This window comes from Vibrio owensii (assembly GCF_002021755.1).
Classification (GTDB): domain Bacteria; phylum Pseudomonadota; class Gammaproteobacteria; order Enterobacterales; family Vibrionaceae; genus Vibrio; species Vibrio owensii.
Genome location: NZ_CP019959.1, coordinates 1,740,256 through 1,757,305, shown reverse-complemented (window position 1 = coordinate 1,757,305; position 17,050 = coordinate 1,740,256). Strand labels below are relative to the sequence as shown.

Annotated in this window: 15 protein-coding genes; 7 read left to right on the top strand and 8 right to left on the bottom strand. The window is 48.0% G+C overall.

Annotated elements, in window-relative coordinates; all coding sequences use genetic code 11:
• Positions 1-2: 2 nt before the first annotated feature.
• The 3 genes from A9237_RS07900 to A9237_RS07890 are packed head-to-tail and all read right to left on the bottom strand — an operon-like array spanning position 3 to position 3,437.
• Positions 3-575: a sigma-70 family RNA polymerase sigma factor gene (locus A9237_RS07900; RefSeq protein WP_005434622.1), complete on the bottom strand. Its 573-nt coding sequence runs from the start codon at positions 573-575 to the stop codon at positions 3-5.
• 2 nt (positions 576-577) lie between these two features.
• The gene (locus A9237_RS07895; protein ID WP_078607998.1) at positions 578-2,053 is read right to left on the bottom strand and encodes a chromosome partitioning protein ParA; all 1,476 of its coding nucleotides are present in this window, start codon (positions 2,051-2,053) and stop codon (positions 578-580) included.
• A gap of 31 nt (positions 2,054-2,084) precedes the next feature.
• The gene (locus A9237_RS07890) at positions 2,085-3,437 is read right to left on the bottom strand and encodes a serine/threonine-protein kinase (RefSeq protein ID WP_078607997.1); all 1,353 of its coding nucleotides are present in this window, start codon (positions 3,435-3,437) and stop codon (positions 2,085-2,087) included.
• A gap of 231 nt (positions 3,438-3,668) precedes the next feature.
• On the opposite strand from A9237_RS07890, the gene A9237_RS07885 reads away from it, so the two are divergent.
• The 4 genes from A9237_RS07885 to A9237_RS07870 all read left to right on the top strand — a co-directional run bounded on the left by A9237_RS07885 (position 3,669) and on the right by A9237_RS07870 (position 6,564).
• Positions 3,669-4,676, top strand: a complete 1,008-nt coding sequence (locus A9237_RS07885) for a LacI family DNA-binding transcriptional regulator (RefSeq protein ID WP_078607996.1) — start codon at positions 3,669-3,671, stop codon at positions 4,674-4,676.
• A 48-nt stretch (positions 4,677-4,724) separates the two neighbouring features.
• Positions 4,725-5,651: a LysR family transcriptional regulator gene (locus tag A9237_RS07880; RefSeq protein WP_045413954.1), complete on the top strand. Its 927-nt coding sequence runs from the start codon at positions 4,725-4,727 to the stop codon at positions 5,649-5,651.
• A gap of 203 nt (positions 5,652-5,854) precedes the next feature.
• The gene (locus A9237_RS07875; protein WP_078607995.1) at positions 5,855-6,232 is read left to right on the top strand and encodes an SMR family transporter; all 378 of its coding nucleotides are present in this window, start codon (positions 5,855-5,857) and stop codon (positions 6,230-6,232) included.
• 2 nt (positions 6,233-6,234) lie between these two features.
• Entirely contained in the window at positions 6,235-6,564 is a 330-nt protein-coding gene (locus tag A9237_RS07870) for an SMR family transporter (RefSeq protein WP_005434604.1), read from the top strand.
• Between the two features lie 78 nt (positions 6,565-6,642).
• Here A9237_RS07870 and edd read toward each other — a convergent pair whose 3' ends face one another.
• Both edd and A9237_RS07860 read right to left on the bottom strand, forming a co-directional pair.
• Positions 6,643-8,439, bottom strand: a complete 1,797-nt coding sequence (edd, locus tag A9237_RS07865) for a phosphogluconate dehydratase (RefSeq protein WP_078607994.1) — start codon at positions 8,437-8,439, stop codon at positions 6,643-6,645.
• Positions 8,436-8,957, bottom strand: coding sequence for a gluconokinase (locus A9237_RS07860; RefSeq protein WP_005434599.1), 522 nt, complete (start codon positions 8,955-8,957; stop codon positions 8,436-8,438). The genes edd and A9237_RS07860 overlap by 4 nt, the downstream gene beginning before the upstream one ends.
• Positions 8,958-9,109: 152 nt before the next feature.
• Here A9237_RS07860 and A9237_RS07855 point away from each other — a divergent pair, with 152 nt between their 5' ends.
• Both A9237_RS07855 and A9237_RS07850 read left to right on the top strand, forming a co-directional pair.
• Entirely contained in the window at positions 9,110-10,486 is a 1,377-nt protein-coding gene (locus tag A9237_RS07855; protein ID WP_005434597.1) for a GntP family permease, read from the top strand.
• Positions 10,487-10,495: 9 nt separating this feature from the next.
• Positions 10,496-11,107, top strand: coding sequence for a bifunctional 4-hydroxy-2-oxoglutarate aldolase/2-dehydro-3-deoxy-phosphogluconate aldolase (locus A9237_RS07850; protein ID WP_005430025.1), 612 nt, complete (start codon positions 10,496-10,498; stop codon positions 11,105-11,107).
• A 121-nt stretch (positions 11,108-11,228) separates the two neighbouring features.
• Here the strand turns inward: A9237_RS07850 and gorA are convergent, their stop codons facing one another.
• From gorA to A9237_RS07835, 3 genes are all read right to left on the bottom strand, one after another.
• Positions 11,229-12,584, bottom strand: coding sequence for a glutathione-disulfide reductase (gene gorA, locus A9237_RS07845; RefSeq protein WP_005429991.1), 1,356 nt, complete (start codon positions 12,582-12,584; stop codon positions 11,229-11,231).
• A gap of 241 nt (positions 12,585-12,825) precedes the next feature.
• Positions 12,826-13,530 (bottom strand): glutathione S-transferase family protein, encoded by a 705-nt coding sequence (locus A9237_RS07840; protein ID WP_174574991.1) that lies wholly within the window; start codon positions 13,528-13,530, stop codon positions 12,826-12,828.
• 147 nt (positions 13,531-13,677) lie between these two features.
• Positions 13,678-14,517, bottom strand: a complete 840-nt coding sequence (locus A9237_RS07835; protein ID WP_053050458.1) for a 23S rRNA (adenine(2030)-N(6))-methyltransferase RlmJ — start codon at positions 14,515-14,517, stop codon at positions 13,678-13,680.
• Positions 14,518-14,940: 423 nt separating this feature from the next.
• Here A9237_RS07835 and prlC point away from each other — a divergent pair, with 423 nt between their 5' ends.
• Entirely contained in the window at positions 14,941-16,983 is a 2,043-nt protein-coding gene (prlC, locus tag A9237_RS07825; protein ID WP_038893748.1) for an oligopeptidase A, read from the top strand.
• The last annotated feature ends 67 nt before the right edge of the window (positions 16,984-17,050 follow it).

Here is a 17,050-nt window from a genome sequence, read left to right as displayed (position 1 = left end):
TATTACGCGTGCGCCATTCTTGATTGCAGCCAACTGCGCGAGAACTTAAGGTCTTTTTCAATCAAACTGGCGCTGCATTCGAGCAGTTCACAGATCTCTTGGTTTTTCATGCCCATCAGGTACTTGAGCTTTAGCGCGTTAGATTGGCGTGGATAGCGCACACTAAAGTTGTCGAGCGCTTTGTCCATGATGATGAGTTGCTCGAAGCGATCTTCTTCCTCCTTCATCAAGGTGATGTGTTGGCGCTTCTGCGCTTGATGGGCGCGTGCATTGTCGATCAGGATCTGGCGCATCACTTTGGCTGCCATTAAGAAGAAATCACGCTTGGTTTCAATCTCACTCATGTCGCAGCTAGACATTTTTAAATACGCGTCATGGATCAGAGCGGTGGTGCTGTTTACGCTATCGGCCAGTACCTTGTTGTCGGTGCCGTATTTCTCTGCGTTGCGCTCACGTTCTTGCTGAGCAATCTTACGCAGTTGTAGGTAAGCGAATTGGTACAACTCACTTTCCGCTTTTTTATCGCCGGCTTGCCACTGCTGGATAATTTGCGTCAGGGTAGATTTAGAAGCCATGGCTATACGTCCTCACTTACTTTTACAAACTCAGAGATAGAATGGGTTTCAATGCGGTCAGACCCATCACGATTACGACTGATGTCTTGCTGGTAGCGATACAAAATACCTTGCTCCCAGCTCTTGCCAGCAGGCAGGTATTCCCACGTGGTGTAGTTGATCTCAGAAGGTTTTGACGACCAGCGCACCATCACGTTCATCTGTGCCAACTCGGCGCTCGCCTGATCATTGTTGATCCACCACATATCCAAATACTCGTTGGTGACATCTTGGGTATATAGACTGGTATCTGTCGGGCAGGTAACGGCATCAACAGGTAGACGCAATACTTGGTTATGACGCATCAGTAGACACGATTGCTTCATCGAGTCCTGCAGGTATTGAGTTTGTTGCCACACGCCTTGGTAGACAATCTGGCTATCGATGGAGTCAGGGTAAGTGAACCACAACATTTCAGTGCGGTTGTGGTGCTTAACGTGCTCGTTTTGCCCTAAACCTTGCACTTTTTCCATCAAAAGCTGGGTACTAGGGTCGAAGTTGAGCGCGACAGAGCGATATTTCCAGTCGCCATCATCGTTGTAATCTTCTAATGAGAAGCCATTGAGATCATTACGAGTACAGCCCTTATCCGCGCAACCAACCAAGCTTTCCCACTCTGAAAATTTTTCAATCGGTTCGATAATGTCTTCAGTCACACTGTGATTGAGTGCTAAGAAGCAGCCTTGGAAGTAGTCGCCAATGCTTGGGTGCTGAATTAGGTTTTCTTCAGTAATGGTGAAATTGACCTCACCAATCGGTGGGCGGTAACGCGGGTGGTGTTGGTAGCGAATATCGAATGCGCAGGCACGACCTTGCCAGTCTTTTTTCTTGATGATGATGTTCTTAAAGCGCACATCACGAGGCTCGAAAATGATTTCATCTGAGGCGAAGTTTTTTTCGATGTAGCGTTGGCTTTCATTTAGGTGTTCAACCGCTTCTTGTACCGAAACCCAATCCAAATTGAATTGGTGTTTAGCGTCATCTAAGAAGTTGAGGTCAAGACGCTTGAGCTGCGCTTGGAAGGCAGGGTCGGATAACACCTTGTTAGCTAGCACGATTTCTTGGCGGTTTTCTGGTGTGCTGTCGAGAGAGAGCAACAAGCGGGTCATGTTGATGCTGCGACTTGGCTTGGTGGTCGCCATCGTCGGAGTAAGCACTTCCTGGCTCGACATCGTCGTGAGCAAGTAGCCGTTATCGTCATTGCCTAGGAAGAAGCTGATGACATCACCAGGGCGATATTGAAATGCGCCTTTATCGGTGTGGCCAGATAGGTTGGAACTGGTTTTATAATACAGACCAGTCACCGGTGAATCGATGAAGAAACCTTGCTTTATGGTAGGCGCTGTCGCTTCTGCCGACGGAGTCGTAGAAGTGGAGTTCGCCCATGCTGGTGCTATCGCTAAAGCCGATAGCCAGATCGCAACGGAACGTGTGTACATCTTAAATTTTAAGCCTTTTTCGTGTTTAGCCTTACTGTTGAGTGCGGTCCTTTGGTGCACAATTTGGCTGACAACTTATTGATTTTGTAAGGTGCTTCTCTGGCACCGGCGTCATCATCGCCAACAACATTTTCTGTTTTATGTGTTTGGGGATATCTGGGTTAGACAGAATCCGCCTGCGTGTCAGTTCCATCATGGCACTGACGGACATATGCTCGACGTTTTGTCCCTTGGCGTGAAAGACAAGGCGCGTCACTTCGTACATGATGTCTTCTGCAATCTTCTTCTCTTGTTGCAGTTGTATGTTCTTTTGAATCAGAGTGTTACCAAACAGCAAGCCAGATAACACTAAGATTGCGGACAACACCGATGGCAGCGGTCGGCGTTGTACCAAACGAAGCGTACTGTACAGCGGCCAGTGCTTCTTTTGCTCTATCGGACGTCGTTCCAAAATACATTCAATATCTTGGCATAGTGTTCGAACATTGAGGTAGCGATGCTTTGCTTTCGCTCGTGTCGCGCGTCTCACCACCCAATAAATGTCTGACCACATCGGCTGATCAGGAAACATCAGAGCCAGAATCTTACCCAGTGAATACACATCACTTTGCTCGGTTAAAAACTGCCCGGCTTGTTGCTCTGGACTGGCGTATTTTTCACTGAAGGCAATCAATGCGGGAGACGAATCATTACTGTTGGATTGCACCTTTTGCGTCAGGTTGAAATCGAGCAGCTTTGGCCGTTTATTGCGATCAATGAGGATGTTTTCTGGTTTGAGATCCGCATGTAGGACTTGATGCTGGTGGGCGTGTTCCATTGCCTGACAAATCTGCTTGAACAGCAATAACTTGTCATCGTCTTCCATTGGCGTGAGCAACAAATACGTGTCTAAGGTTTGGCCAAAAACGCGTTCCATTACGATGTAAACCAAATCACCGTGCAAGCCGCCATCAAACACTTTGGCAATATAAGGGTGGTTCAAACGAGCCAGAAGCTGAGCTTCATCAAACAGGGCGCGTTTACCTAATACATTACTGAGATTGGTTTGAATGAACTTGATCGCAAGGTCTTGCTCGAACGTCTCGTCAGCGCGCAGTGCCGCATACACCACCCCCATACCTCCACGCCCTAACTCATGGGTAAGGCGGTACTTGTTGACCTCTTCGCCTGTTAGGTCGACCTCTTGTGTGGTGGCCAAACTAGCGCCGAAGCCGAGCAACTCTGTGAGGTGTTCTTCTTCGTTTTCACTGGCTAAAAGAGGGGCGACTTGGAGGTAAAGCTCAGGCTGACTCTGCTGCAATTCTTTGAGGTATTGCTGCTTTTGAGAGTCGTCCAGATCAAGCAGGTGATAGTAAATCTGGGTTTCGCTGGAGCCTAACTGCACGGTGCTTTATATCTTATTGTTTTAGGTACGCTATCTTATAAGAAACTCAATATTAATGTCATTTATTTATTCGGCTTTGAGTCACAATGTTAAGTTTGCATCTTGATGGTTATTTAAGCACTAAGGTTATGATTTTATTAATGATGTAGTGGATGGTTTTTACTAAGCTTGTCGGCGAGGAGTCTATTCGTCATAATGTTACTAGTAACATTACTGATAAATTAGATATTTATGGCTCAGCAGAATAAGAAAGCACGAACGACATTACAGGATGTCGCAGACAAAGTTGGCGTAACAAAGATGACCGTCTCGCGTTACATGCGCAATCCAGACTCAGTGGCAGAAAAAACACGAGTGAAAATTGCCGCTGTAATTGAAGAGATGGGCTACATCGAAAACCGTGCTCCGGCGATGTTGTCGAAGTCTTCCAGTAAAGCAATTGGTATTTTGTTGCCTTCACTGTCCAACCAAATTTTTGCGTCTTTTGTTCAGGGCATTGAAACGGTCACTAAAGCCAATGGCTACGAAACGCTACTTGGGCACTTTAGTTATGACGAGCTGGAAGAAGAACGAAAAATCGCGTCACTGCTTTCCTATCAAGTTGACGGCTTAATCCTAACCGAAAGCCACCACACTCAACGCACTTTGCAGATGATCAAAAACGCAGGTATTCCTGTGGTAGAGACCATGGAACTGCCAGAGCAGCCGATTGATATGGCGGTTGGTATGGACCACGAAGACGCTTCTTACAGCGTCGTAAAGCACATGTTGGAGTCGGGTAAACGTACGATTGTTTACTTCGGTGCTCGCTTGGATACGCGTACTAAATTGCGTATGCAAGGCTACGATCGCGCGATGACAGAAGCAGGATTGGAGCCAAAGCACGTGCTAACGGGCGATCACTCAAGCTTCTCGCTAGCGCATGATTTATTGGAGCGCGCACTGGCAACGTACCCAGAACTTGATGGCGTATTTTGTACCAACGATGACATCGCGATTGGTACCTTATTAAGTGCTCAGCAACGCGGCATCAAAGTGCCAGAGCAACTTGCGGTGGTGGGCTACAACGCATTAGACATCGGGCAAACTATTAGCCCGAAACTGACCAGTGTGGATACACCGCGTTTCGAGATTGGTGAGAAAAGTGCCGAGTTACTGATTGCACGCCTAAAGGGTGAAGAGCAAACAGAGACCAAAGTCGACATGGGCTACCAAATTACTGCGGGCGAAAGCGTCTAACTCACTCACGTTTATCTTTCATCATTCGTTTCTGATAAGGACACGGGCATGCCACATCAACTTGATGCGTTAGATCTGAATTTAATGCGCTTACTTAAAGCCGTGGTGGATAACCGCAGTATCAAGTTGGCGGCGATGCAGCTTGGCATTTCGCAACCCAGCGCCAGTCGCGGGGTGATGAAACTCAAAGACGTGTTTGATGATCCGCTATTTGTGCGTAAAGCGCATGGGGTAGAGCCATCCCCAATGGCGATTCGCTTAGCGGCGGAGTTCGATAACATGCTGTCGCCGCTAGAAAAAGTAGTGCAGGAGTTTTCGGACTTTGACCCACTCGAATACCAAGGTCAGATTGCGATTGTGACTGACCCTTATTTGATGGACGAGCAAGGTCAGCGTTTATTGCGCGGTTGCCATCAAGCCTTCCCTCAAGCCTCGTTCGCTTTCTCAAGTTGGAACATTTATTCCCAAGACGAGATGCTAGAGGGCGAACACGATTACTGCATTCTCGACCAAGAAACCGAGTTGTCGAAAGACATCTATATGCGCCCATTGTTTGTTGAAAAGCGCGTGATTTTGGCGCGTAAAGACCACCCGACGTTGTCGCAAATCAGCAATGATTGGGACACGGTGTCGGAATTGCCACTGGTCTCTTTGCCTGCACCAGCATCCTACAATCCGCTGTGTACGGTGGAGTCAGAATATCGCCGCATGGGTTACGAACCCGTTGTATTGCTCAAGTCCTACAACTTGCGTGTCGCTTGCCAAATGTTGCTTGAGACCGATGCCATCATGTATGCCAGCCAAAGTACTGCACATTTGATGCACGAGCTTGCCTCTTATCCAATGCCGATGGTCAACCGAGAGTTCAGCCAATTTGTTGTTTCTGGTGGTTATTTACAGACCTACCGTAACCACCCATTGCACCGCCATTTGCACCAAGTGGTGCAGCAAACCCTCAATACGCCATTAACGTGATCGGATAAACAAACTGTCCTTTAAGATATTCAAAAATGAATATCTCAATTACCTATCTGTTTTACTGAAGAAGGGCTAATCTGACTACAAATAGTCAGGAGAAGCGGCTCTTTTTATCTTATCAATTCTTTGAATGTCTGATTCTTAAAGGACATTCACCATTCTCCGTTATGCAGTTTTTTAATTTCTGGGGAGGATGAATCATGCTCATTGCACGTCTATTTTTATTGCTCGCCATCGTTGCCGAAGTGGCCGGTACCAGTACGATGTCGTTTATTGGTGAAAGTAATGCGTGGGAAGGCTATCTGGTGATGTACGTTCTGATCGCCATTTCCTATTACTTCTTGTCGAAAGCGGCAAAGAAAATCTCTATCGGTGTCGCGTACGCAACATGGGAAGGTTTGGGTATCGCCTTGATTACCTTGGTTTCTATCGTCTTATTTGATGCCAACTTAAGTAAGCAGCAGTTGCTTGGTTTGGCGCTGGCAGTTGTCGGTATCGTGTGTGTGACGCTAGGCGAATCACACGGTCAGCCTCAACAAAAAGATGAGTTGCTAAGCTCATCGAATGCGAGGTGTTAATCATGAGCCAATTTTTTACTGTTTCATTTGGGTTTGTTGTCATGGCGGCGTTGGTCGACATCATGGCGAATATGGCGCTGACTCGCTCTAAAGGCTTTAAGCACAGAGGGTGGGGCATCACTGCGATTGTGTTGGTGATGGCGGCGTTTACTTTGCTTGCTCAAGCAGTAAAAGAAATCGACCTTGCGATCGCATACGCCTCTTGGGGTGCGATTGGTATCTTAGGTACCGCGATTGGTGGTGCTTTGCTGTTCAAACAAAAGCTTAAGCCGATTGGCTGGTTTGGTATCTTCGTGGTGATTGCAGCGGTTGTGGTGATGAAGACAGCTTGATGATTGAAAGTAATCAACGAAACAAAAAAGCGGAGTGCAAAACACTCCGCTTTTTCTGTTTTTGAGGGGCTTCCCTACCTACACAATAAAGCTTGCGCCTTCTTCTGCGCTCGAAACGCTTTGACGAATCACGCTAAAGAAACCACGACCCCAAGTCTGTTGTTTCGCTTCAGTATCCATCTCTAACAATTCACGGTCAGTAACATCGCTTAGGTTGTTCAGCTCGCCAGTTTGGCAGTCAACGCGGATGATGTCGCCATTGCGGACTAAGCCAATCGTGCCGCCACGAATTGCTTCTGGAGAAACGTGGATTGCTGATGGAATCTTACCGGATGCACCCGATAGTCGACCGTCCGTCACTAGCGCGACTTTAAAGCCCGCTTTCTGCACGTTGCCGAGGATTGGCATCAGTTTATGTAGCTCTGGCATGCCGTTCGCTGCAGGACCGTTGTGCGTCACGACTACGATGCAATCTTGGTTTAGCTCACCACGTTTGTACGCAGCTTCCACTTCGTGTTGGCATTGGAATACGATCGCAGGGGCTTCGATGATGCGCTGATCTTCTTTCACCGCAGAGACTTTCACCACTGCCTTACCCAAGTTACCGTTAAGTACGCGAGTACCACCAGTGTTTTGGAAAGCTTGCGTTGGCGCAGCAATCACTTCGCTGTCTTGGCTGCCACCACATGGTGTCCAAGTCAGTTTGCCGTCGACTAGTGTAGGTAGCGTCATTTGGTCTTCGAATTCGCCGAATACCGGTTTCACGTCACGATGAAGCAAGCCTGACTCGTCTAAACGATGCAATAGCGCAGGTACGCCACCCGCTTCTTGGAACGCGTTCATGTCTGCTGGACCGTTCGGGTAAACGCGCGCTAATAGTGGCACTACTTCAGATAGGTCACTGATGTCTTGCCATGTCAGAATCAAACCCGCTGCACGCGCCACCGCCAACATGTGGATGGTGTGGTTGGTGCTGCCGCCCGATGCCAACAGCGCAATAATACCGTTGATCAGGCTCTTTTCTGTGACGACTTCAGACAATGGACGGAAGTTTGCTGAGCCTGCATTCATAGCCGCAATTTTCAGAGCTGCATGATCGGTCAGCGCCTTACGTAGTTCAGTATGTGGATGGATGAATGCCGAGCCTGGCAGCATCAAACCCATAGCTTCAAATACAAGCTGGTTGGTGTTTGCCGTGCCGTAGAAGGTACACGTGCCTGCCGAGTGGTAAGCACGACACTCCATGTCAAGCAGTGCGTCTTTACCTACTTCACCCGCCGCGTATTTTTGGCGAACGTCGACTTTCTCTTCATTGCTGATGCCCGTTGCCATCAAACCTGCTGGCACAAACGCCGTTGGTAGGTGTGCGTAAGACAGCGCGCCCATTAATTGTCCCGGTGCGATTTTGTCGCAGATACCCAGAAGCAAGGTCGCATCGAATACGTTGTGGCTCAGTGAAAGCGCTGTTGATTGAGCAATTAAGTCACGAGAAAACAGTGACATGTCCATGCCCGCTTGACCTTGAGTCACGCCATCACACATTGCCGGAACACAACCAGCGACTTGCGCAGTGTGACCGTAACCAGACAGCACTTGTTTGATTTGATCAGGGTAGTGTTGGTAAGGCTGGTGGGCACTCAGCATATCGTTGTAAGCACTGATCAGCGCTACATTCGAATGCGTGAAATCCAGAATGCTTTTCTTTTCTGAAGAACAAGATGCCGCAACAGCGTGAGCCAAGTTACCGCAAGACAGACCGACACGACCTTTACCTGCTTCTGCTTGGACTTCAGTGCGAGCAAGAAACGCCGCACGCGCTTCTTTGCTGCGCTCAACTAAGCGTTGAGTAACGTCTAAAATTACTTGATGAGTCATGCCATTGCCTCGTCTTGCACTAGGATTAACTCAGCGGCATTCGACACAACGTCTTCGATGGTTGCATCAATGCTGACGAAAATGGTGCGAGGCTCATTTTCTGGGCGCTCTAGGGCTTCGAACTGGCTGTTGACCATGTTCTCTTTCATGAAGTGACCTTGGCGAGCACGCATACGCTCAAGGATCAGTTCTTTGCTGCCGTCTAGGAAAAGGAAGGTCACGTTCTCGTTGCCTTCGCGGATTTGGTCACGATAAATCTTTTTTAGTGCCGAGCAGACAATAATGCCGTGCTCGTTTTTGCTTTCTAAGCTATAAGCAGCGTCGCGGATACGTTCTAGCCAAGGTTTGCGGTCGTCGTCGTTCAGAGGTTGGCCCGACGCCATCTTCTGAATGTTTGCTCGTGGGTGAAGATCATCACCATCAATGAATTTACGTCCCAGCTTTTTCGCCAAGTGCTCACCAATTGTGGTTTTGCCACTCGCACAAACGCCCATAACGACGACACTACTACCAGCCATAACTTATCCTCATAACAAATTTGCGCGTGATCTCAATTTTTGAATTCACTTTAAAATATGGGTTTATCTTATTCATGTTATCGGTAACATGTTACCGGTAACTCAAATAAATGTGAACCACAACACAAACAATAATTTTTAAAGGTGAACCCATGGAACAGCTAACCCAAGCTCCAGACCCTACGTTCCTATTAACGATTGCAGTCCTCGCGATTGCGGCGTTACTTGTATTGATTATTAAGCTAAAAGTGCACGCTTTTGCTTCCCTAACTATGGTGAGTTTAGGTACTGCGATTGCGACTGGCGTTTCTTCTGACCAAGTTGTCCCAACCATGATGAGTGGTTTTGGTGGCACGCTGGCTTCAGTAGCATTGTTGGTTGGTCTTGGCGCAATGATCGGTAAGATTTTGGAAGTAACTGGCGGTGCGCAAGTGCTGGCAGATACTTTGATTGGACGCTTCGGTAAAGAGCGCGCACCATTTGCATTGGGTGTGGCTTCACTACTGTTCGGTTTCCCAATCTTCTTTGATGCTGGTCTAGTGGTAATGATGCCAATCATCCTAAGTGTGGCAGCACGCTTTGGTGGTTCGCCAATCAAATACGCACTACCAGCAGCGGGTGCATTTGCCGTAATGCACGGCTTTGTTCCTCCGCACCCAGGTCCTGTTGCAGCAGCAGAATTCCTAGGCGCAAACATTGGTCTACTGCTTGTTGTTGGTATCCTAGTGGCTATCCCAACTTGGTACCTAGGCGCTTACCTATTTGGTCTGTACGCGGGCAAGAAATTCGATATCCCACTATCAAAAGCGTTCTTCAACGGTGAAACACAAGTTGATGAATCTAAGCTGCCAAAATTTGGCACAGTAATGACCATCCTAGTGCTGCCTGTACTGCTAATCTGTTTAGACACAGTACTGAACACACTAGCGGTTGCGGGTGTGATTGATGGCAAAACAGCACTGGTTGAGTTCCTACGTATGCTAGGTAAAACACCGGTAGCCCTTCTGATTACTCTGCTTGTGTCTCTTGCGGTATTCGCGAAAGACTACGGCATGGCAAAACTTGAGAAGCTGTGTGGTGACTCATTGGCTCCGATCTGTGGCGTTATCCTAGTAACAGGTGCGGGCGGCATGTTTGGTGGCGTACTGCGTGCAAGTGGTATCGGTGATGCACTAGCAGACGTTCTGACTGACACAGGCATGCCAGTGATCGTAGCAGCGTTTGTTATCTCTACCTGCCTGCGTGTTGCTCAAGGCTCAGCAACCGTAGCACTAACGACAACAGCAGCACTTATCGCACCAGTAGTGGCAGCATCAACTGGTTTGAGCGAGCTAGACCTATGCTTTATCGTTATCGCGATTGCAGGTGGTGCAACAGTGCTTTCTCACTTCAACGACTCTGGTTTCTGGCTAGTATCTCGTCTACTAGAGATGGATGAGAAAACAACGCTAAAAACTTGGACGGTAATGGAAACTTTACTTGGTGGTATCGCATTTATTATCGTAGCAACATTAAGCTTTATTCTTTAGAGGTTACCCATGACAACACTTGAACAACGATTAAGAGAAATCAAAATCGTCCCAGTTATCGCAATCAACGATGTAGCACACGCTCTGCCACTGGCAAAAGTGTTGGTAGAAAACGGTTTACCATGTGCGGAAGTAACATTCCGCACTGAAGCGGCGGCTGAGTCGATCCGTATCATGCGTGAAGCGTACCCAGAACTGCTGATCGGTGCTGGTACAGTGCTGACAACAGAGCAAGTGGACATCGCGATTGAAGCGGGCGTGGACTTTATCGTGAGCCCAGGTTTCAACCCAACGACAGTGAAATACTGTCAGCAACGCAACGTGACAATCGTACCGGGTGTGAACAACCCAAGCTTGGTTGAGCAAGCGATGGAAATGGGTCTACGTACCCTGAAGTTCTTCCCTGCTGAGCCATCAGGCGGCGTAAACATGCTTAAAGCACTAACGGCGGTTTACCCTGTGGAATTCATGCCAACTGGTGGTGTAAGCCCATCTAACGTGGAAGATTACCTAGCGCTGAAATCGGTTGTAGCGTGTGGCGGTACTTGGATGGTGCCAACCGCTATGATGGACAACGGCGATTGGGAAGGTATTGCTGAATTGGTTCGTGCAGTTAAGTAAAACGCGCAAACGGCTCCGAAATACCCCCGAACGTTTTAAAACGTGAATAGAAAAAGGGTCATCAAGTAATTGATGACCCTTTTTGTTTATCTGCTTAAATCGCAAAGTGATTCACGCGTGATTAACGCATCGTCACGAACTCTTCAGAGCCTGTTGGGTGGATAGCCACAACAGAGTCGAAGTCTGCTTTGGTTGCGCCCATCTTCATTGCTACGCCAAAGCCTTGAATCATTTCATCAACGGTAAAGCCGATGCCGTGTAGACCAACAACCGTTTCTTCTTCGCCAGCACATACTAGCTTCATCTTACATGGTTGACGGTGCTTAGTAACCGCTGTGTACATCGCAGTAAAGCCAGACGTGTAGACTTTGATGTTGTCTTTGCCGTACTTCTCTTCTGCTTCTTGAGTCGTTAGACCGATAGTGCCGATTGGTGGGTGGCTGAATACAACAGTAGGAACAAGATCGTAGTCCATCTTCGCGTTTGGTTTGTTGTTGAACAGACGCTCAGAAAGTTGACGACCCGCTTTCACCGCCACTGGTGTTAGCTCGATACCACCTTCCATGATGTCACCTACACAGTAGATGCCTTTCACGTTCGTTTCTTGGTATTCGTCTACCTTGATGTAGCCACGATCGTTCGTTGCAACGCCAGTTGATGCTAGGTTGATAGCGTCAGTTGCTGGATGACGACCGATTGCCCAGATTAGGGTATCAACGTTTTGGCTCTCACCGTTTTCTAGGTGCAGAGTTAGACTGCCGTCTGCTTCTTTTACTACTTCTTTTGGCACAGAGTGGGTGTGCAGAGTCGGACCTTCTGCGTCCATCACTTCTACCAGCGTTTCGATGATCATTGGATCGAAGCTACGTAGCGGTGATTCTTTACGAACGAATAGGTGCGTTTCTGTGCCAAGTGCATGCAGTACGCCGGCGATTTCTACCGCGATGTAACCTGCACCGATCACTGCAACGCGTTTTGGTTGCTCAGCAAGTTCGAAGAAGCCGTTTGAATCGATGCCGTATTCTGCGCCAGGGATGTTTGGAATCGTTGGACGACCACCCACTGCGATCAGGATGTGATCCGCTGTGTAGTGTTCACCGTTTACTTCAACTGTTTTCTCGTCAACAAACTTAGCAAAGCCTTTGATAACGTTTACTTTGTTGTTGCCAAGAACGCGGTCGTAAGATTGGTGGATACGACCAATGTAAGCCTGACGACTCTCAACCAGTTTGCTCCAGTCGAAACCTTTTACATCTACATCGAAGCCGTAGTCTTCTGCGTACAGGTTCATTGCTTCTGCAACTTGCGCGCCGTGCCACATCACTTTCTTAGGCACACAACCAACGTTTACACAGGTACCGCCAAGGTCTTGAGCTTCGATAAGCGCTACTTTAGCACCGTACATTGCCGCACGGTTTGCTGATGCGATACCGCCGCTGCCGCCGCCGATACAGATATAATCAAAATGAGTCGCCATTACTTTCTCCAAGAGCTTATTAATTTTGTCTGACAATAATTACATTGGGGTGGTGGGTGATGAACTCAACAGCCCAACGGAATTGTTGTTAATTCCATGTCCCTATCATAAATCGAGTCTAGCAATTTACTAAATGGGAAAAAGTGACATTGCTTATGACAAATAGCGATGAAAGGATAGCAAAGCGGAATAAGGCGCTATTCCGCTTAGTGTTTTTCATACTCAGGGGAGGGGAAAACCATTAACCGCAGCAGCTTGATGTGCCACAGCCTGACTGGGCTTGCACGTCCTTACCATCTGCTAGATAAGTGTTGGTGAGGTAGAAGTCGCTAAATAGCTGCACGAAATCTTCCGACACAGTCTTCTCTACCAATCCTGATTCTAGGATGTGCTTTTGCCATGCCTGCATTTTTGGCAGACCACAGAAGAAGTCGTAACCAGAATGCGCTTTGACGATGGCAGCGCGGTGCAGAAGCGGCAACCACGCCATGTCTACATTGCTTAGTTCATCGGATTTAAAGAACTTGGTTTCACCTGACAGTTGGTTTTCTGCTTTTTGGAACGCTTTGATCAGCTTCTCTGCTCGTTCTTCAAAGGTTGCTTGGTCCTTGCTGCTCATCGTGCCGCATTGTGCCAAGTAGTGTTTAGAACCTAGGTAGCTCCAAGCTCGGTCTAGTGCGCGTTGTTCGTTTGTCACGCCTTGCTCTAACGGACCGTATTCGTCTTCGATGTATTCGATGATTGCATCCGACTCAAACAGTGCGGTGCCAGACTCTGTCACCATCACGGGTACTTGACCGTTTGGTGAGATGTCTAGGAACCATTGTGGCTTGTCTTTTAGGTTGATGTATTCAATCTCGTAAGGGATCTGTTTTGCTTCTAGTGCCGCAGTTACGCGTTGAACAAATGGGCAAATTTTAAAACTGATAACTTTAAGCATGGTCATTTCTCTCTATGTTTTAGCTTGTTTACATCCCTAAGACGCAGGCAAAAAAGAAAAGACGAAGCGCAGGCGAAAATTTTTTAGAAAATAAATAAAAAAAAGCGCAACGAGGTCATCGTTGCGCTTTAAGTTTCTGAAATTCAGTATTTTTTATTCTGGAACGATCCAGTCAACTTTCCAGTGCCCCGTTGCTGGCGCGATCGCTTCTTGTAGGAATGGCAGAATTTCTTTCATCTGGCTTTCCAGTTTCCACGGTGGGTTAATCACGATCATGCCCGATGCCGTCATGCCGCGCTCGTTGGTGTCTGGAGATACGCCCAATTCGATTTGCAGAATTTTGCGAATGCCAAGCCCTTCCAAACCTTCAATCATGTCTTCGATGTCATGGCGGTTTACTACTGGGTACCAAATCGCATAGATACCCGTTGCCCAACGTTTATGGCTTTGGTAAATCGCTTGCACGACGTCGCGGTACTCTTTTGCTAGCTCGTATGGTGGGTCAATCAGCACCAAACCACGACGCTCTTGCGGTGGCAGACTGCCTTTTAGACGCTTAAAGCCATCTTCTTTGTAGATGTTCACTTGACGATCGCGGTGGAACTCTTGTTCTAGTAGCGGGTGATCGGCTGGGTGCAGCTCAGTCAGAACCATGCGGTCTTGTGGGCGGATTTGCGCACGTGCAACACGCGGTGAGCCTGGGTAGTAACGCAGATTCTCACCGTTGTTCAATGTTTTGATTGAATCGATGTAGCTTGCGATCTCTTCAGGGATGTTTGAGTTATCCCAAATGCGTGCGATGCCTTGTTTGTATTCGCCCGTTTTCTCAGACCATTCGTGAGTCAGATCGTAACGTCCCACACCCGAGTGGGTATCGTGATAAACAAACGGCTTATCTTTCTGCTTTAGTGCATCAAGAATGAGGCTTTGAACGATGTGTTTTACCACGTCAGCATGGTTGCCAGCGTGGAAGCTGTGGCGGTAACTTAACAAATTAAACTCTCGAAACACTCTTTGACTGAGTGTGGTCTGTGATTTTCGCGATATGGCGGTATTATACTCAAGTAACTTAAAGAAGTAGAACTTCGATTCAAATCAGTATCACTGATGGGGATTCGCTATTGAAATTTCTTTAAGTCACCCATACTTAGTATGAGTAAACAAATTGAACCTAAGTGGGATTGTGCCGCTCCAATAGAGTGCCAAACCAAACTTAGGCATAACAAGACTCAAGGACAGAGTAAGCGCTCTTTGACCCATTCGGTCATTGCTGCATCGAGAAAGGGAACGGAAATCCCCCATCCATGTTGTCGGCTTGCCTGTGCATTGAGTTCGCCTACTGTTTTGCAAATACCAATAGGTTCTTTGCAAATACGAATAGGCAAATACAGAGCCAAAACACAAAAGGAATTATTCATGTCTAATCCACTTCTTACGTTTACGGATCTTCCTCCGTTTTCGCAAATCAAACCAGAACACATTAAACCTGCAGTGGAGCAGGCGATTGCGGATTGTCGTGCCAAGATTGACGAGGTACTTAAAGACAACGCAAACCCAAGCTGGACCAGTGTGATCGCGCCAATTGAAGAAGCGGATGACCGCTTGAGCCGCATTTGGTCACCAGTGGGTCACATGAACTCAGTAGTGAACAGCGAAGCGCTACGTGAAGCTTACGAAAGCTGTCTACCAATCCTGTCTGAGTACGGTACTTGGGTTGGTCAGCACAAAGGTCTTTACGAAGCGTACAAAGCGATCAAAGCAAGCGAAGAGTACGCGACGCTAACGCGTGCACAGCAAAAGACCATTTCGGATTCACTACGCGACTTCGAGCTTTCGGGCATCGGTCTACCATCAGACGAGCAACATCGCTACGGCGAAATCAGCAAGCGCATGTCAGAGCTGAGCTCGAAATTCTCTAACAATGTGCTGGATGCAACCATGGGTTGGACTAAGCACGTTGCCGACGAAAAAGACCTAGCGGGTATGCCAGAATCTGCACTTGCAGCAGCAAAAGCGGCAGCAGAAGCAAAAGAGCTCGATGGCTACCTAATCACGCTAGATATCCCATCTTACCTGCCAGTTATGACGTACTGTGATAACCAAGACCTACGTAAAGAAGTGTACGAAGCGTACGTAACGCGCGCTTCTGACCGTGGTCCAAACGCAGGTAAGTGGGACAACACAGAAATCATCACTGAGCAGCTAAAACTGCGTCATGAAATCTCTCGTATGTTGGGTTTCAACACTTACAGCGAGAAATCTCTGGCAACCAAAATGGCAGAGAACCCAGCGCAAGTTCTTGGTTTCTTGAACGATTTGGCAACCAAAGCGAAGCCACAAGGTGAGCGCGAAATTGAAGAGCTACGCCAGTTTGCTAACGCAGAATTTGGTGTTAGCGAGCTAAACGTGTGGGACATTGCGTACTACAGCGAGAAGCAAAAGCAGCACTTGTTCCAAATCTCGGATGAAGAACTGCGTCCTTACTTCCCTGAATCAAAAGCAGTAAGTGGTCTGTTTGAAGTACTAAACCGCGTGTTTGGTATGACTGTGACAGAGCGTGAAGGCGTGGATACTTGGCACGAATCCGTGCGTTTCTTCGATATCTTCGATGGCGAAGGCACACTGCGCGGCAGCTTCTACCTAGATCTATACGCACGCGAACACAAACGTGGCGGTGCGTGGATGGACGATTGCCGTGGTCGTCGTGTAACGCTATCAGGCGAGCTACAAACACCAGTTGCTTACCTAACGTGTAACTTCAACCGTCCTGTGGGCGATAAGCCTGCACTGTTTACGCACGATGAAGTGGTGACACTATTCCACGAGTTTGGTCACGGTATCCACCACATGCTGACGCAAGTAGAAACAGGCGCGGTATCGGGCATCAACGGTGTACCTTGGGATGCGGTTGAGCTACCAAGTCAGTTCCTAGAAAACTGGTGTTGGGAAGAAGACGCGCTGGCGTTTATTTCTGGTCACTACGAGACTGGCGAGCCGCTACCAAAAGCGATGCTAGATAAAATGCTAGCAGCGAAGAACTTCCAGTCGGCGATGGGCATCCTACGTCAGCTAGAGTTCGGCTTGTTCGACTTCACTCTGCACACAGAATACGACCCAGAAGTGGGTGCTCGTGTGCTTGAAACCTTGGCTGAAGTGAAAGAGAAAGTGGCAGTTGTACCAGCGGTAGAGTGGGCGCGTTTCTCACACAGCTTTGGTCACATCTTCGCTGGTGGTTACAGCGCAGGTTACTACAGCTACCTATGGGCAGAAGTGCTGTCTTCAGACGCGTTCTCTCGCTTTGAAGAAGAAGGCATCTTCAACAAAGAAACCGGTCTGAGTTTCTTGAACAACATCCTAGAAATGGGTGGCAGTGAAGAACCAATGGAGCTATTTAAGCGCTTCCGTGGTCGTGAGCCAGAAATCGATGCGCTACTGCGCCATTCTGGTATCGCAGCGTAATCTCGATTGAGAATGAAAATGGGCAGCCAAGTGGCTGCCCATTTTTTTGTTCTTAGATTCAGCTTTT

Bases quoted from the DNA above. Each gene is read 5' to 3' on its own strand.
- A9237_RS07895 (WP_078607998.1), bottom strand. From the start codon at position 2,053: ATGTACACACGTTCCGTTGCGATCTGGCTATCGGCTTTAGCGATAGCA.
- A9237_RS07880 (WP_045413954.1), top strand. From the start codon at position 4,725: ATGCCACATCAACTTGATGCGTTAGATCTGAATTTAATGCGCTTACTT.
- A9237_RS07885 (WP_078607996.1), top strand. From the start codon at position 3,669: ATGGCTCAGCAGAATAAGAAAGCACGAACGACATTACAGGATGTCGCA.
- A9237_RS07850 (WP_005430025.1), top strand. From the start codon at position 10,496: ATGACAACACTTGAACAACGATTAAGAGAAATCAAAATCGTCCCAGTT.
- A9237_RS07860 (WP_005434599.1), bottom strand. From the start codon at position 8,957: ATGGCTGGTAGTAGTGTCGTCGTTATGGGCGTTTGTGCGAGTGGCAAA.
- A9237_RS07900 (WP_005434622.1), bottom strand. From the start codon at position 575: ATGGCTTCTAAATCTACCCTGACGCAAATTATCCAGCAGTGGCAAGCC.
- edd (WP_078607994.1), bottom strand. From the start codon at position 8,439: ATGACTCATCAAGTAATTTTAGACGTTACTCAACGCTTAGTTGAGCGC.
- prlC (WP_038893748.1), top strand. From the start codon at position 14,941: ATGTCTAATCCACTTCTTACGTTTACGGATCTTCCTCCGTTTTCGCAA.
- A9237_RS07875 (WP_078607995.1), top strand. From the start codon at position 5,855: ATGCTCATTGCACGTCTATTTTTATTGCTCGCCATCGTTGCCGAAGTG.
- A9237_RS07870 (WP_005434604.1), top strand. From the start codon at position 6,235: ATGAGCCAATTTTTTACTGTTTCATTTGGGTTTGTTGTCATGGCGGCG.
- A9237_RS07855 (WP_005434597.1), top strand. From the start codon at position 9,110: ATGGAACAGCTAACCCAAGCTCCAGACCCTACGTTCCTATTAACGATT.
- A9237_RS07840 (WP_174574991.1), bottom strand. From the start codon at position 13,530: ATGACCATGCTTAAAGTTATCAGTTTTAAAATTTGCCCATTTGTTCAA.
- gorA (WP_005429991.1), bottom strand. From the start codon at position 12,584: ATGGCGACTCATTTTGATTATATCTGTATCGGCGGCGGCAGCGGCGGT.